Source organism: Streptomyces cahuitamycinicus (genome assembly GCF_002891435.1).
Classification (GTDB): domain Bacteria; phylum Actinomycetota; class Actinomycetes; order Streptomycetales; family Streptomycetaceae; genus Streptomyces; species Streptomyces cahuitamycinicus.
On sequence record NZ_POUC01000028.1, the window covers coordinates 1 to 16727 of the forward strand.

General features: G+C 71.7%; 10 protein-coding genes. 5 read left to right on the plus strand and 5 right to left on the minus strand.

From position 1 onward, the window contains the following. Positions 1 to 1135, plus strand: a 1135-nt coding sequence (locus C1J00_RS06420; protein ID WP_102908058.1) for a class I adenylate-forming enzyme family protein, incomplete at its 5' end; no start/stop codon positions are given. A gap of 29 nt (positions 1136 to 1164) precedes the next feature. On the opposite strand, the gene C1J00_RS06425 is transcribed toward C1J00_RS06420, so the two are convergent. The 3 genes from C1J00_RS06425 to nhaA all read right to left on the minus strand — a co-directional run bounded on the left by C1J00_RS06425 (position 1165) and on the right by nhaA (position 4251). Further along, positions 1165 to 1902, minus strand: a complete 738-nt coding sequence (locus tag C1J00_RS06425) for a GAF domain-containing protein (protein ID WP_102908059.1) — start codon at positions 1900 to 1902, stop codon at positions 1165 to 1167. A 51-nt stretch (positions 1903 to 1953) separates the two neighbouring features. Continuing rightward, positions 1954 to 2715 (minus strand): GAF and ANTAR domain-containing protein, encoded by a 762-nt coding sequence (locus tag C1J00_RS06430; protein WP_102908060.1) that lies wholly within the window; start codon positions 2713 to 2715, stop codon positions 1954 to 1956. Positions 2716 to 2955: 240 nt separating this feature from the next. After that, on the minus strand, positions 2956 to 4251 hold the full coding sequence (nhaA, locus tag C1J00_RS06435; protein WP_102908061.1) for a Na+/H+ antiporter NhaA: 1296 nt from the start codon (positions 4249 to 4251) through the stop codon (positions 2956 to 2958). A 250-nt stretch (positions 4252 to 4501) separates the two neighbouring features. Between nhaA and C1J00_RS06440 the strand changes: the two genes are divergently transcribed. Next, a complete protein-coding gene (locus tag C1J00_RS06440; protein ID WP_102908062.1) occupies positions 4502 to 5770 on the plus strand; it encodes a cation:proton antiporter in 1269 nt (422 codons plus the stop codon). A gap of 107 nt (positions 5771 to 5877) precedes the next feature. Here C1J00_RS06440 and C1J00_RS06445 read toward each other — a convergent pair whose 3' ends face one another. Next, on the minus strand, positions 5878 to 7410 hold the full coding sequence (locus C1J00_RS06445; protein ID WP_102908063.1) for an alanine/glycine:cation symporter family protein: 1533 nt from the start codon (positions 7408 to 7410) through the stop codon (positions 5878 to 5880). A 456-nt stretch (positions 7411 to 7866) separates the two neighbouring features. Next, positions 7867 to 8925, minus strand: coding sequence for a PucR family transcriptional regulator (locus C1J00_RS06450; RefSeq protein WP_102908064.1), 1059 nt, complete (start codon positions 8923 to 8925; stop codon positions 7867 to 7869). A 249-nt stretch (positions 8926 to 9174) separates the two neighbouring features. On the opposite strand from C1J00_RS06450, the gene C1J00_RS06455 reads away from it, so the two are divergent. The 3 genes from C1J00_RS06455 to C1J00_RS06465 all read left to right on the plus strand — a co-directional run bounded on the left by C1J00_RS06455 (position 9175) and on the right by C1J00_RS06465 (position 16708). Then, on the plus strand, positions 9175 to 9591 hold the full coding sequence (locus C1J00_RS06455; protein ID WP_102908065.1) for a hypothetical protein: 417 nt from the start codon (positions 9175 to 9177) through the stop codon (positions 9589 to 9591). 71 nt (positions 9592 to 9662) lie between these two features. After that, positions 9663 to 11699: a flotillin family protein gene (locus tag C1J00_RS06460; RefSeq protein ID WP_102908066.1), complete on the plus strand. Its 2037-nt coding sequence runs from the start codon at positions 9663 to 9665 to the stop codon at positions 11697 to 11699. Between the two features lie 140 nt (positions 11700 to 11839). Next, the gene (locus tag C1J00_RS06465; protein WP_102908067.1) at positions 11840 to 16708 is read left to right on the plus strand and encodes a DNA repair ATPase; all 4869 of its coding nucleotides are present in this window, start codon (positions 11840 to 11842) and stop codon (positions 16706 to 16708) included. Positions 16709 to 16727 lie beyond the last annotated feature (19 nt).

Here is a 16727-nt window from a genome sequence, read left to right on the forward strand (position 1 = left end):
CCCGTACGGACCCGCCCGCATCCTGGTGTCGTCCGGTTCCGAAGCCGAGCCGAAGATGGTCGCCTACAGTCATCACGCCCTGGCCGGCGGCCGTGCGCGGTACGTCCGGAGCCTGCACCCCGACACCACGCTGCCGCCCCGCCACCTGGTCCTCGTCCCGCTGGCCTCCTCCTTCGGTTCGCTGGGCACACCGGTCACCCTCGCCGCCCTCGGCGGCACCCTGATCGTGCGGTCGCCCTTCGACCCGGCCGGAGCGCTGCGGACGGTCGCCGAGCAGCGTCCCACCCACCTCTTCGCGGTGCCCACGATGCTCCGGCGCATCGCCGACCTCCCGGCGCGGCCGGACGAGGACACATCGTCCTTGCGTGCAGTCGTCTCCAGCGGCGCCCCCCTGCCTGCGGCCACAGCCCAGGCATGCCGCGAACGGTTCGGCCGACCGGTGGTGACCGTGTACGGCTCGTCGGACGGACTGAACTGCCACACGGCGGGAGAACGCCACCCGCCGGGCGACAGCGTCGGCACCCCGGACCCCGCGGTGGCACGCATCCGGATCACCGGACCCGACGGCACGCCGCTGCCCACCGGGCGGACGGGGCAGATCGAGGCCCTGGGCCCCATGACACCGCTGTGCTACGTCAACGCACCGGAACTGGACGGCCGTTACCGCACCTCCGACGGCTGGGTGCGCTCGGGCGACCTCGGTCTGCTGGACGAGCGCGGAAGGCTGCACGTCCTGGGCCGGCTCAAACGCATCGCCGTGCGCGGGGGGCTCAACATCAGTCTCGCCGAGGTCGAAAGCGAACTGGGTACCCATCCAGCGGTGGCCGAGGCGGTCTGCGTCCCGGTGCCCGACCCGGACCTCGGGGAACGACTGTGCGCCTGCGTCCGCCCGGCCGCGGGCCCACCCGTCCCCACGCTGTCCGACCTCACGACCCACTTGGAGGGCCGTGGCCTGGCCCGCCGGAAACTCCCCGAACATCTCCTGGTGGTGGACGAGATGCCCCTCGGCCCCAGCGGGAAGGTCTGCTACCGCACCCTGATGTCCCGGGCGACCGCGCGCTCAGCCCGGGACGGACCGCAGGGCGCTCGCGAGGCCGATGAGAGCAGCCGGAGCAGATCCCCCAGAGCGCGATGATCGTGGCGGCGGAGCCACCCCTTCCCGGCTCACCCGCGGGGCTGCCCGGCGATCACGTCGGCCGGTGTCACACTGCGGGCGACCAGGGCGTGGGCGGTCTCGGTGAGTCGGATCCGGTTCCTGCTCGCGTAGGCGCTGAGCAGGCGGGCCGCCTCGCCGATCGAGGTCTGCGCGTACTGCGCGACCATGCCCTTGGCGATCTCCAGCGCGGCCTTCGCCGCGATCACGCCCTGGACGCGGGTGACCACGTCATCGCCGTCCGTCGGCTCGATGGACCAGTGCATCAGAGCCAGCGCCGCGGAGTCCGCGAGGGCCTGCGCGAGATGTACGTCGTCCTCGGCCAGGCGCCCCGGGCGCCGGCGGAGCAGTGTGAGGACCCCCAGCGGACGCTCGTGCAGACGCACCGGGACCGCTTGCAGGGACTCGTACCCTGCCTCGGCCATCGCGGTGGCCAGTTTCGGCCAGCGCTCGTGCTCGGTGGCCATGTCGGGAACGCTCACCGGCTCCACGGCCCGATAGCAGTCCACGCAGGGGCCATGGCCGTTCTGCAGCCGCAGCAGTTCGGCGAAGACGTCGTCCTCGTCGGTCGTCGCCATCGTCTTCAGGCTGCCGCGGGCGTCCGCGATCATCACGCCCGCCTCGTCCACGTCCAGCAGATCCTGGCAGGTGTGGACCAGACGCCGGAAAAGGTGCAGAGGATCGAACTCTGCGGCATAGGTGTCCGCCAGGACGACGAAGGCCTGCGCCAGCCGACGCTCGCGGTTCATGGTCGCCTCCCCGGCGCTGTCGATGCGTGTACCGGCACGTGTACCGGCCGTTCAGTCATCGCGGAGGTCCATGCTGCGGTCGACGATCGCCCGGGCCACTTCCATGGCGGTACGGCCCTGGGCGAAGGCCCGCGCACGCAGACGCAGGAGCGCTTCCTCGGCGCTCACTCCCAGCTGCATCATGATCATCCCGGTGGCTTGATGTACCTCCTCCCGGTCCGATTCCGCTCCTGCCAGCCACGTTACGACTCCTTCGGGGTCCGGGGAAGCTTGCTCGAGGGCGATGACGGCGAGAGTGACCGCGTCGGCGACGAGCATGGCGGTGCGGAGACGGTCCTCGCTCAGCGAGCCCGGCGTCGCCCGGTAGAGGTCCAGCGTGCCCAGCGCGCTGCCGGCGCTCGCCAACGGCAGGGAGAAGACCGCCTCCACCCCGGCCTTCGCCGCCTGTATCGAGAAGAGCGGCCACCGGCGCCGGTCCGCGGCACGCGGCAGATTCGTCGCGAACACGGGTGCATGGAGCCGCGCCGCCTCCCTGCAGGGTCCTTCGCCGAGGGTGAACTGGATTTCCGCCAGCCGGGCGGCGACATCGTCGCTGGCGCACAGGACGACGCCAGTCGAGCCGTCCCCCAGTACCGAGACGGACAGCCCCGACACCTCGGGGAGCAGCGCGAGGCAGCTTCGGCACAGGGCCTCGGGCACCTCGGCCGGAGGCAGTCCGCGCAGATCGGCGATGAGCGCGTGGGCGATGCGGGCACGCTCGACGTCCGCCTCGTGCTCGGGGTCTGAGCCGCCCAGCAGGTCGTCCCCCGCCATGCCCACCACCTCCCGCGGCCGGTCCGCATCAACGGTTTCACCCGATCTTCGCGAAGGCAAGCAGCCATGCCCCGGGCCGACCGGTGGGGAGCGGACGACCGGATCGGTTCGGGCTGCGTCCTCGTACCGGGCGGGTGCTCGCGGTCGTGGTGACCCGGCGGGAACTCCAGCACTCGGCTTGAGGCAGCCGCGCACCCTGGCATCGGCGCCCTGCCGCGTCGCGGCGTCCCTACGCGTCGGTCATGTGCTGCCGGATCCCGTGCGCTGGTAGATGTCGGGGATGCCGTCGGCGTCCTCGTCGAGGTTCTCCTCCTCGTACAGGCGCCGGTAGACGGCGTTCCTGCGGCGCAGGAGCAGGCCGGCCAGCAGGGCGGCGGTGAGCGAGGCGATCAGGACGGCGGCCTTGACGTGTTCGCCGACGGCCGTGCCGGGGAAGGCGAGTTCGCCGATGAGCAGGGCGACCGTGAAGCCGATTCCGGCCAGGGTCGCCAGGGCCAGGACGTCGGCCCAGGCCAGGTCCGAGTTCAGCCGCGCGCGGGTGAAGCGGGCGGCGAGGTAGGTCCCGGCGAAGATGCCGAGGATCTTGCCCGCGACCAGTCCGGCGATCACACCGAGGGGTTCGGGGGTGGTGAACACCTCGCCCAGCGCGTCGCCGGAGACGCCGACCCCGGCGGCGAACAGCGCGAACAGCGGCACGCACAGGCCGGCGGAGAGCGGGTGCAGCAGATGTCCGGTGCGTTCCGCGGGTGATTCCTTCTCGTCCCGGTCGCGGGCGGTGCGCAGGATCAGGCCCATGGCGACTCCGGCGACGGTGGCGTGGATGCCGCCGTTGTAGAGGAGCGCCCAGATCGTCACCCCGAGCGGGACGTACCACCACCAGCCCCGCACCCGCTGCCGCTGCAGGACGTAGAAGACGGCCAGCCCTGCGAACGCCCCGGCCAGTGCCCAGTAGTTGAGGTCGGACGTGAAGAAGAGGGCGATGATCAGGATCGCGCCGAGGTCGTCGACCACCGCGAGGGTCAGAAGGAAGGCCCGCAGGGCGGTCGGCAGGTGGGTGGACATGACCGCCAGGACCGCCAGGGCGAAGGCGATGTCGGTGGCCATCGGCACCGCCCAGCCGTCCATGCTGCCGCCGCCGGCCGCGACCGTGACGGCGTAGAAGGCGGCGGGTACGGCCATGCCGCACACGGCGGCGATGACGGGCAGCGCCGCCGTCGCCGGGGTGCGCAGTGAGCCGACGACCAGTTCCCGCTTCAGCTCGATCCCGGCGACCAGGAAGAAGACGGTCAGCAGTCCGTCGGAGGTCCAGTGGCCGACCGAGAGGTCCAGTCCCAGTGCGGGTATCCCGAAGTGGAAGTCGCGGATGGTGGTGTACGCGCCGCTCAGCGGAGTGTTCGCCCACACCAGCGCGACCACCGCGGCGGCCAGCAGAACGAGGCCGCCCACCGTCTCGGTGCGCAGGGCCCGGGCCACTGCCTGTCGTTCGGGCCAGGAGAGGAGACCGAGGAACGGGGTGCGGGGCGGCGTGGTGGCCAAGTCGGCGAACCTCCGGGGTGTCGGCAAATGGGCGCACGGCCCTACGGACGCCGACCAGACTTCCCGGCACACCCCGCGCCCTGCCGGCGCGTTCCGGACACCCTAACCGGAGCGGGCCCGTCGGCCCACCCCTGTCTCGTCCGCCGCAAAAGGGCAGGCGGCGGGCATCGGTGGACGTACTCGTGAGAGATGCCGGTGCGGACGGGGTACACACGGGGCCTGGAGTGATCGCGTCGGGCAGGAGGTCGCAGTGACGCTTTCGGACGTGGTCTACCTCTGTCTGGGCCTGGGGGCGCTGGGGGCGGCCGTGGTGCCCCGGGTGGTGTCCAGGCGGCCGTTGTCGCTGCCCATGGTCTTCCTCGCCGCGGGGGTGCTGATCGAGTTGCTGCCGGTGGGCGTGCCGGCCGTGGATCCCGTGCGGGACCGCCTGTGGGTCGAACACACCACCGAGGTGTGTGTGATCGTGTCGCTGATGGGCGCGGGGCTCGCCATCGACCGGCCCTTCGGGTGGCGCCGGTGGTCGAGCACGTGGCGCCTGCTGGGCATCACGATGCCGCTGACCGTGGCCGCCGTCGCCCTGCTGGCCTGGGGGCTGCTCGACTGGCCGCCCGCTGCCGCTCTGCTGGTGGGGGCCGTGCTCGCGCCCACGGATCCCGTGCTGGCCGGTGAGGTGCGCGTGGGCGAGCCGCTCGGTACCGAGCGCGACGAGGACGAGGTGCGGTTCTCCCTGACCAGCGAGGCGGGGCTGAACGACGGACTCGCCTTTCCGTTCGTCTACGCGGCGATCGCCCTCGCGGCGGCGGCCGGGACGGGGTGGTCGGGGGACTGGATCGGTTCGTGGGCGCTGACCGACCTGCTGGGCAAGTGCGCTGTGGGGCTGGCCGTCGGGGGAGGTGTCGGCTGGTTGCTGGGGTGGATGTTCTTCCGGGTGCGTACCTCGGCGCTGCGGCTGTCCGAGCACATGGAGGGCTTCGTGACGCTGGGGGCCACCTTCGTGTCGTACGGCATCGCCGAGGTGCTGCACGGGTACGGCTTCCTGTCCGTGTTCGTGACCGCCTGCGTGATCCGCGCCGCCGAGCGCAGTCACGGCTATCACAAGGTGCTGCACGAGTTCACCGAGCAGATCGAGCGGTTGCTCACGGCCGTGCTGCTGTTCCTGCTCGGCGGTTACCTGGTGGCCGGCGCCCTGTCCGCCCTGACGCTGGGGGGCGCGCTGCTGGGCGTGCTGTTGCTGCTGGTCGTACGGCCGCTGACCGGGTGGCTGGCACAGGCGGGGCCCGCCATGGGGAAGAAGGAGCGTGCCGTGGTCGCCCTCTTCGGGATCCGGGGCATCGGTTCGCTGTTCTACCTGTCCTACGCGCTGGGGCAGGACTCCTTCGGCGGGCTGGAGCGGGAACTGTGGGCGATCATCGCCCTCACCGTGGTGATCTCGGTGGTGCTGCACGGAGTCATGGCGACCCCGGCCATCGGTTACCTGGACCGGCGGCGCGACGGGGCGGAGCCCGGCGGCCGGTCGTAGGCGGCCGTTCGCAGGCCGTCGCTCGTGGCGGCAGACGTACGGGCCCGTACCCACCAAGGCGCGAGGTGGGTACGGGCCCGTACCGGAGCCGGGCCGCCGGGGGGCGGTCAGACGGTGGTCTTCGCCGACTCCTGGTCGCCGTCGCCGTCGATCTCACCGGCCTTGCGGGCCCGGACGAACTCCAGGAAGGAGGCGAGCTCACGCTTGACGACCGGGGCCAGCAGGTACAGGCCGATGATGTTGAAGACCGACAGCAGGAAGAGCGCGGAGTCGGCCAGGCTGATCAGCGAGTCGAGGGACATCAGGGCGCCCAGGACCACGAACAGGCTCCAGATGACCTTGAAGACGGTCTCGCTGGCCTTGCTCTTGCCGAACAGGTACGACCAGGCCTTGAGGCCGTAGTAGCCCCAGGTCAGGATCGTGGAGAAGGCGAACAGCAGCACCGCGACGGTGAGCACGGCCGGGAACCAGGGCAGTACGGTCTCGAAGGCGTCGGAGGTGATGGTGACACCGCCGATGCTCTCGCCGGCGCGGGCCTCGCCCCAGCTGGCCGGGTCGGCGATGACGATGGTCAGCGCGGTCATGGTGCAGATGACGACCGTGTCGATGAACGGCTCCAGCAGGGCGACCAGACCCTCGCTCGCGGGGTGGTTGGTCTTGACCGCGGAGTGGGCGATAGGGGCGGAGCCGAGACCGGCCTCGTTGGAGAACGCGGCGCGCTGGAATCCGATGATCAGGGCACCGAGCACACCACCGGCGACGCCGTCGGCCTCGAAGGCTCCCCGCAGGATTTCCTGGAAGGCGTCCGGCACCGCGGTGACGTTGCCCAGGATGACGACCAGGCAGGCCACGATGTAGATGCCGGCCATCGCGGGCACCAGCCGGCTGGTGACCGAGGCGATGGAGCGGATGCCGCCGAGCAGCACGAGACCGACCAGCGCGGCGACGACCAGTCCGAAGAGGACGGCACCGGCGGAGGAGGCCATGAAGCCGTCCTCGCCGCCGAAGGTCGAGGCGACCTGCGCGTAGCTCTGGTTGGTCTGGAACAGGTTGCCGCCGAACAGGCCGAAGAACAGGATCATGATCGAGGCGAGGACGGCGAGCACCTTGCCGAGCTTGGCGCCGCCGCTGCCGAAGCGCTCCTTGAGGCCCTTGGGCAGGTAGTGCATCGGGCCGCCGGAGACGGTGCCGTCGGCGTGCACCTCGCGGTACTTCACACCCAGGGTGACCTCGACGAACTTGGTGGCCATGCCGAGCAGGCCGCACAGGATCATCCAGAACGTGGCGCCGGGGCCGCCGATGGAGACGGCGACGGCCACACCCGCGATGTTTCCGAGGCCGACCGTGCCGGAGACGGCGGCGGTCAGCGCCTGGAAGTGGTTGACCTCACCGGCCGACCCCTTCTCGTCGTACTTCCCGCGTACCACGTCGAACGCGAGTCTGAACTTGCGGACCTGTACCAGCCCGAACCAGCCGGTGAAGACCAGACCGGCGACGACGAGCCAGGCGACGATGAGGGGAAGTTGGGTTCCGCCGACGGGAACCGCGTAGAAGACGACGTCTCCGAGCCACTTGGCTATGGGTTCGAAGAAATCGCTGACGGCTTCGTCCACGTTCTGGGTGACGGAGTCGAGTGACACAGTGGCTACCTCGATGGTGCGGGCCCGGGGCACGGGGAAGTGCCGCCGGTCGATGTGCGGTCTCTGAACGAACGCCGTTGTCCGATCGGCGACGCTGGGTGGGCTGTCCGTGGATGCGGATCGTGATCACCCGGGTCTTGCTGCCGGTGCATGCCGACCGCTCCGCGCTGTGGTGTCGAGCGGTTCCACCTGCGGAGTTGCGCAGTTCTACCACGGCCTTTGCCATGGCATGGGTGACGCAAGTCACATGACTCGCAGTTACAGTCGAAAATGCCAGCGAGCGATATCGGACCGTTATGCGGAGCCCGAGATCCGTTCATCGGACACCTATTGAGAAGTCGGCCGTGCTCACGGTTGCGGCCGCGATGTAAGGCACCTCCGGCCGGAGGTGCCTCGGCGGCGCCTACCCAGCCCCCGCCCACCGATGCCCCCTGACGGCGAACGGACCGGCCCGCGTCAGAGCTCCTGGGCGGGCCAGTCCAGCAGCCGCGCTCCGATCACCGCGGTCTGCAGCATGTAGCGGTGGGCCGGGTCGGCCGGGTTGGCGCCGGTGAGCTTGTGGATGCGTTCCAGCCGGTAGGTCAGGGCCCGCACGCTGAGGGTGAGACGGCGGGCCGCCTCGGCGGACACGCAGCCGGAGTCGAAGTAGGCGGTGAGGGTGTCCAGGAGGGGCTGGGCGCCGCCGCGGGCCGTGGTGAGCGGACCGAGGGTGGCGAGCACGAGTTCGGCCATGGCCTGCCGGTCGCGGGTGAGGACGGGGTAGACGAGCAGGTCGGCGGCGCGCAGGACCGGATCCTCCAGTTCCAGGCGCTCGGCGAGTTCCAGGGCGTTGAGCGCCTCCTCGTAGGAGTGGACGACGCCGCCGGGGCCGGACTGGGGGCGGCCGATGGCGACCCGGCCGCCGTCGGTGGCGGCATGCGCCTGCTTCGCGAAGTGGGCGAGAACCTCGTCCTGAGGGCCGGGGGCGATGCACAGCAGCCGGCCGTCCTTGGTGGTGAGCAGGATGCTGCGGTCGCCGAAGCGGGAGATGAGGGCGCGTTCCACCTGACGGGGCACCGGGTCGCCCTCCTCGTAGGCGGTCGGGCCCTCGGCGACGGCGACGGCATGGGCGTGCGAGAGGCGCAGGCCGAAGCGTTCGGCACGTTCGGCGAGGCGCCCGAGGTCGCTGCGGCCGTAGAGGAGGTCGTCGATGAACTCGCGGCGTGCCGCCTCCTCCTGCCGTACGGCCTGGCGCTGAGCCCGCTCGAAGCCCTCGGCGAAGGCGTCCGTCACCTGCTGCACGGCGGCCAGGACGCTGTTCGCCGATATGAGGCCGGCCGGCCAGACCGCGCGCGCGGCGGTCAGATGGGCGCTGACCAGGGCCCGCAGCCCGTAGCCGGCGTCGGCCGCCTGCTCCCCGAGGGCCCGGCGTGAGGTGAGTTCCTCCCGGGTGAGGCGCCGGCCGGAGGCCGCGACCTCGGTCAGTATCCGGGCGTAGCCCGCCAGATACTCCTCCGGAATCTCCAACCCGACCATGGTCCCCCCGAGTTCCTGACGCGTCTGACGGCTTCTTTGGCCGCTGACCGGCATGCAGACCCTAGACAACACTGCCGGGAACCGGCAATGCGCGGGTCTGCGCCGGCGATGCATGATGGGTCGCGGGGAGCACTACGGGGGATTCCGGTGCCGGACACCGGCAGGTGCCCGACACCGGAAACCCTGAGAGAGCGATGCGCCTCCGAACACGGTTGACGGGCAGTGCGGACGGGACGGGAGGGGTACGGCATGCGGACGTTGCTGTCGGTCGTCACCGGTCCGCCCACGATTCTCCTGACCGCCGCCCTCGTCGTGCTGCTGTGCTTCTGGCTCCTCGTCGCGGCGGGCTTCACCTCGGCCGGCACCTTCGACGCGGACGCGAACCTCCACGCCTGGGGCATGGGCGGCGTACCCGTGGCGGTAGCCGTCTCCACGCTGACGGCCGTGGCCTGGTTCCTGAGCGTCGGAGGCGGCCTCCTGCTCGCCGCGTGCACGCCGCCGTGTCCCGCCGCCGGGCTGCTGCGCATGGTCCTGCCCATCGCGGCCCTGCCCGTCGCATGGCGACTGACCTGCCGGTTCGTACGCCCTCTGCACCGGCTCTTCCCCGACGAACCCGGCTCGCCCGATCGCGGCGAGGCACGGGATCACGTCCACCACGCCGCCTGAGCAGTGCCCCGTCGGCCCGTGCCGCCGGCCCTCTCACGCTTCGATTTCCTCACGCCTCAAGGACGTTTGCCATGAATGTCATCCTCTTGGGCGTCGGCGTGCTCGTCGCCGTCACCCTGCTCGCCGTGCTGGTCGTCTCCATCCTGTTCCGCAAGGTGGAGCAGGGCAAGGCGCTGATCGTCTCCAAGCTGCGGAAGGTCGACGTGACCTTCACCGGGCAGGTCGTGCTGCCCGTGCTGCACAAGGCCGAGGTGATGGACATCTCGGTGAAGGCCATCGAGATCACGCGGACCGGCAAGGACGGTCTGATCTGCCAGGACAACATCCGCGCCGACATCCGGATCACGTTCTTCGTGAAGGTCAGCAAGACCGTCGAGGACGTCATCAAGGTCGCGCAGGCCGTCGGCACCGCGCGGGCGAGCGACCGGGACACACTGCAGGAGCTGTTCCACGCGAAGTTCTCCGAGGCGCTGAAGACCGTCGGCAAGCAACTGGACTTCACCGACCTGTACACCAAGCGCGAGGAGCTGCGGTACCGGATCATCGAGGTCATCGGCGTCGACCTCAACGGCTACCACCTGGAGGACGCGGCGATCGACTACCTGGAGCAGACACCGGTCGCCCAGCTCGACCCGGCCAACGTCCTCGACGCCCAGGGCATCCGCAAGATCACCGAGTTGACGGCCGTGGAGCACGTGCGCACCAACGAGTTCCAGCGCCACGAGGAGAAGGAGATCACCCGGCAGAACGTCGACGCCCGCGAGGCCATCCTGGAGCTGGAGCGCCGCCAGGCCGACGCGGAGACCAAGCAGAAGCGGGAGATCGCTACCGTACGGGCCCGGGAGGAGGCCGAGACGGCGCGGGTGGTGGAGGAGGAGCGGCTGCGGGCCCAGGGCGCCTTCCTGGCCACCGAGGAGAAGCTCGGCGTGCAGCGCGAGAACCAGGCCCGCGAGGTCGCCGTCGCCGCGAAGAACCGCGAGCGGGTCATCGCCATCGAGAACGAGCGCATCGAGAAGGACCGGCTCCTCGAAGTCATCGGCAGGGAACGGGAGACGCAGCTGACCCGGATCGCCGCCGAGAAGGAGGTCGAGGCGGAGAAGCGGGACATCGCCGAGGTCATCCGCGAGCGCGTCGCCGTGGACCGCACGGTCGCCGAGCAGGAGGAGTCCATCAAGAAGCTGCGGGCCGTGGAGGAGGCGGAGCGGCAGCGGCAGACCGTGATCATCGCCGCCGAGGCCGAGGCGCAGGAGAAGCTGGTCAAGGACATCAAGGCCGCCGAGGCCGCCGAGCAGGCCGCCACGCACCGCGCCGCCGAGGAACTGACCCTGGCCGAGGCCCGGTTGAAGACGGCTGACCTCGACGCGCAGGCCAAGCTCCGCCTCGCCGAGGGCATCCAGGCAGAGGCGGCCGCCGAAGGGCTCGCAGCCGTCCAGGTCCGCGACAAGGAAGCCGACGTCACCGAGAAGGCGGGCCGCGCTGAGGCCGCCGCCACCGAGGCCCGGCTGCGGGCCGAGGCGGAAGGCGCGCAGGCCCAGGCCCTGGCGGAGGCCGCGGCCATCGGCGAGAAGCTCAAGGCCGAAGCCGAGGGCCTGACGCAGAAGGCCGCCGCCATGGCCGCCCTCGACGACGCCTCGCGCGGCCACGAGGAGTACCGGCTGCGCATCCAGGCCGACAAGGAGATCCGCCTCGCCGGGCTCGACATGCAACGGCAGGTCGCCGAGGCCCAGGCCACGGTGCTCGCCACCGGCCTGGAGAGCGCCGACATCAGCATCGTCGGCGGCGAGTCGGTCTTCTTCGACCGGCTGATGTCCTCCATCGCGCTCGGCAAGGGCGTCGACGGATTCGTCCAGCACTCCGAGACCGCTCAGGCACTGGCCCGGCCCTGGCTGGACGGCACCTCCAGCTTCACCGACGACCTGGGCCGCATCCTCGGCTCGGTCTCCACGGCCGACGTGCAGAACCTGACCGTCTCGGCGCTGCTGCTGAAGCTGATGAAGACCGGCGGGACCGACTCGGGGCAGCTCCAGCAACTGCTCGACCGAGCCGGGGAGCTGGGCCTGGCGGACAAGCCGCTCACCACCCTGAACGGCAGCGCCGTCCACGCCTGACCCGCCCCTTCACGTCCGGAGCCGCCGCACAGGGGACGGCGGCTCCGGACCGTCCCTTCACCGCGTCCGGGTGCAGCGCCGCGTAGGCCGCGACGAACCCGCCGCGGACCGGCCTCGACCGACTTCCCGAAAGGCACGCCATGACGATCGGCCCGGACGCCGGCACGTACGAGGTGCTGCGCGACCGTCTCACCGCGCAGGCCGCCGAACTCGCCCGGCGCGCCGAGGCGCTCAACGCCCGGCGGAGCGAGGAGTTCGGCTCGACGCGGCTCGAACTCGCCGGATCCGGGCGCCTGCGCACGGACCACGCCGCGGTCCCCAGGGACGTCGTGGCGGTGGGCGCCGCCCTGCTCGTCGGCTCCAACGCCGTCCCGAGCCGGGAGGCGGACACGCGCGTCGGCGACGTCCTGGCCCTGTACGACCGCGACCTGGAGCGGCTGCCCGACGACGCCGTGCCCGGCCTGCTCGACGACCCCGCCTTCGTCCGCGAGTTCGGCGCCCTGCACCGCTACTACCGCCAGGCTCGCCTCCTCCGGCTCCGCCGCACCGAGGGCAGGCTGCTCGCCGTGTTCCAGACCGGCGAGAAGGCCGACGACACACGGGTGCTGCGCTGGGCCCTGTCCGACGACGGAGCGGTCAGGTTCCTGGACGCCCGGGGCGAGCGCGACCACGTCCTGCCGCCGTCCCACGACGTCGAATGGACCGACACCACGCGCGAGAACCACGTCCTCGGACGGCACCCGCACGTCTCCGTCCGGGGCGAGGTGTTCGTCTCCACGGTCGGCGGTGTCCTCACCGTGAAGACCGACGACGACACCGAGACGGCAGAGGGCGTCCACACCGAGCCCGTGGACGAGCCGCTGCAGTCCCTGGCGGACGCGGACATCGCTTACGCGCGCGTGGGCGCCCTGATCCTCCTGCGCGTCCGCCCCTACAAGGAGGACACCGACCGCCACCTGGTGTTCAACACCCTCACCAGGGCCGTCGTCCGCCTCGACGGCATAGGCCGGGCATGCCGCCGTCTGCCCGAGGACCAGGGGATCGTCTTCCCGGGCGGCTACTGCCTGGCCGCCGGCACCCACAAGACGTACGAACTGGACACGACCGAGCTGGAGTTCGAAAGGGAGATCCGCTCCCCGAACGGCGAGGACGTGCTGTACGCCTTCCACGCGCGCGTGGAGGGCCGCAGCCTCCTCCTGCCGTACAACACGATCCGCAAGGAGATGGCGGCCCCCCTGTCCTGCCACGGCTGGGCGCTCTTCGACGACGGCGCGCTCGCCATCCTCCGGGCCGACCTCGACGAACCGCAGCGCGTCCACCCCGTACAGCTGTGGAACTCCCCGTACGTCTCGGACACCTACGCCGCCGCCCAGCCGGCCGGCACCGGACCCCTGGCCCGCATCGGCAACGCCGACCTCGTGCGCGGCATCGCCGACTGCCTCTCCATCACGGGCGCCGTCGCCGACACGGCCCCCACGAGCGAGGTGTACGAGGCGCTGCTGGCCGCCTGCTCCCGGGCGGCGGACACCCACCACTGGCTGGGCGACCCCGAACTCGGCGACCTCCACACCCCGCTGGCTCAACTACACGACACGGCCCAGCAGGTCCTGGCCGAGTTCGCGACCGTCCAGGCCCTCACCCGGCAGGCCGAGGACGCGCTCACCGAAGCCGCCGCGCGGGTCGCCGAGGTCGTGCGACGCCTGCGTGGCGAGTCCGCGCGCAGCGCGGCGGACTGGGTGACCGGCCTGACCGAACTGCGCCGGGCGCAAGGTCATCTGCTCACCCTCAAGGACATGCGGTACGCGGACACCGCCCGCATCGACGACCTCGCCGCCGCCACCGAGTCCGACCTCGCCGCCTTCGGCCGGCGCGCCTTGGCTCACCTCGCCCGCGAGGACGCCTTCGCCGGCCACCACGCGCAGGTCGAGCAGCTCGTCGCCGATGCCGAGGCGATCGCCACCGCGGCCGAGGCGACGCCCGTGGCCGCCCGCACGGACGAACTGGCCGACGGGCTGCGCACGGTGACCGAGGTCGTCGCCGGCCTCGACATCGGCGACGCCACCGTCCGCACCGCGATCCTGGAGCGCATCGCCGAGGTCCTCGGCGGCGTCAACCGCGCCCGCGCCGCCCTCGACGGCCGTCGCCGCGCACTCCTCGACCGGGAGGGACGGGCCGAGTTCACCGCCGAGTTCGCCCTGCTCGGCCAGTCCGTCACCGGCGCGCTCGCCGCCGCGGACAGCCCCGAGGCGTCTGACGAGCAGCTCGCCCGCCTGCTCGTACAGGTGGAGAACCTGGAGTCGAGGTTCGCCGAGTTCGACGACTTCCTCACCACCCTCGCCGACAAGCGCGACGAGATCCACGAGGCGTTCTCCGCCCGTAGGCAGACCCTCGCCGACGCCCGCGCCCGGCGCGCCGAACGCCTGGCCGACTCGGCGGCCCGCGTCCTGCGGACCGTCGCCCGCCGGGCCGCCGCCCAGCCGGACGCGGACGCCGTCGCCACGTACTTCACCTCCGACCCGATGCCCGCCAAGGTCCGCCGCACCGCCGGCGAACTGCGCGACCTCGGCGACCAGGTGCGGGCCGAGGAACTGGACGGCCGCCTCAAGGCCGCCCGTCAGGAGGCGCTCCGCGCCCTGCGCGACCGCACCGACCTGTACGCCGACGACGGCCGCACGATCCGCCTCGGCACCCACCGCTTCGCCGTCAACACCCAGCCTCTCGACCTCACCCTCGTCCCGCACGGCGACACCCTCGCCTTCGCCCTGACCGGCACCGACTACCGCTCCCCGGTGACGGACCCCGACTTCGGCGCCACCCGCCCGTACTGGGACCGTCCCCTGCCCTCGGAGTCGCCCGAGGTCTACCGCGCCGAGTACCTCGCCGCCCGCCTGCTGGACGAACACGGACCCGAGGCCGTGGCGGAGGCCGACCTGCCCGCCCTCGTACGACAGGCCGCCGAGTCGGCGTACGACGAGGGCTACGAGCGCGGGGTCCACGACCACGACGCGACAGCGGTCCTCACCGCGCTCCTGCGCCTGTACGAGGGCGCCGGCCCGCTGCGTCACGAACCTGCCGCACGAGCAGCCGCCCAGATGTTCTGGGCACACGGCACGACGGACGGGGAGCGGCAGGACTGGACCCGGCGAGCGGTGTCCCTGGCCCGCGCCCGGGACACCTTCGGCCTGACCCCCGCCATCGCCGACCTGAGGCGGGAGCTGGCCGAAGTCGCGGGCGGAGAAGCGGCGGCCGCGTACCTCTTCGAGGAACTGACCAGCGGCCCGCCCGGCTTCGTCATCAGCGCCGGCACCCGCACCCTGCTGGACAAGTTCCGCCGCACCGTGGGCACCCCGGCCTACGACGACGACCTCACCGCGCTCACCGACCCCGCTGCCCGGAAGCAACTGGTCGAGGCATGGCTGACCGCGTACGCCACCGCCACCGGAACCGACCTCACCCCCGGCGACCTGGCCGAGGCGGTGGCCGCCGAACTCTGCCCCGGCCTGACCCGCTACGAGTCCGACGCACCGCTCACCGAGACCGTAACGGGCCTGCGCGGCACCCACCCCCGCGTCACCGGCCGTGCCCTCACGGTCCGTGTCGACGAACTCCTCGCCCGGACGCGGCGGTTCCGCACCCACGACGTACCCGGCCACCGCGCCTACCAGCACCGCCGCACCGCCCTGGTGGACGCCGAGCACACCCGCCTCCGCCTGGACGAGTACCGGCCCCGCGTGATGTCGGCGTTCGTACGCAGCAGGCTCATCGACGAGGTGTACCTCCCGCTCGTCGGTGACAGCCTCGCCAAGCAGCTCGGCACCACGGGCGACTCCAAGCGCACCGACTCCGGCGGGCTGCTCCTGCTCATCTCCCCGCCCGGCTACGGCAAGACGACCCTCATGGAGTACGTCGCCGACCGGCTCGGCATGATCCTCGTGAAGGTCGACGGTCCCGCACTCGGCCACACCGTCACCTCGCTCGACCCGACCGACGCCCCGAACGCCACCGCCCGCCAGGAGATCGAGAAGATCAACTTCGCTCTGGCGGCGGGCAACAACACCCTCCTCTACCTGGACGACATCCAGCACACCTCGCCCGAACTGCTCCAGAAGTTCATCCCCCTCTGCGACGCCACCCGCCGCATCGAGGGCGTGCGGGACGGCGAACCGCGCACCTACGACCTGCGCGGCAAACGCTTCGCGGTCTGCATGGCCGGCAACCCCTACACCGAGTCCGGCAGCCGCTTCCAGGTGCCCGACATGCTCGCCAACCGCGCCGACGTGTGGAACCTCGGCGACGTCCTGACCGGCAAGGCCGACGCCTTCGCGCTCAGCTTCATCGAGAACGCCCTCACCGCCAACCCGGTCCTCGCCCCGCTCGCCGGCCGCGAGCGCACCGACCTGGACCTGCTGATCCGCCTCGCGCAGGGCGACCCGGCGGCTCGCGCGGACCGCCTGACCCATCCGTACGCCCCCGCGGAGCTGGACCGGATCCTGGCCGTACTGCGTCACCTGCTCACCGCCCGGGAGACGGTCCTGGCCGTGAACGCGGCGTACATCGCCTCGGCGGCCCAGTCGGACACCGCGCGCACGGAACCGCCCTTCCGGCTCCAGGGCTCCTACCGCACCATGAACAAGATCGCCCAGCGCGTCCAGCCCGTCATGAACGACGTCGAACTGGCCGCGCTGATCGACGACCAGTACCGGGCCGAGGCCCAGACCCTCACCACCGGTGCCGAGGCCAATCTCCTCAAGCTCGCCGAGCTGCGCGGCACTCTCACAGCCGAGCGGTCGGCGCGCTGGGCCGAGGTGAAGGCGGCCCATGTCCGAGCCCAGTCCCTCGGCGGCCCCGAGGACGACCAACTCACCCGGGCCGTCTGTGCCCTCGGTCTCCTGGCCGACCGGATCGCAGCCGTCGAGTCGGCGATCAACCGGGTGGGCGACCCGCGCCACCTGATCGCCAACCCCGCGGCTCGCCCTGCCGCACGGCCGGTGCCGGGCGGCGGGGACTGAGACGCGACGTGTGCGTCCG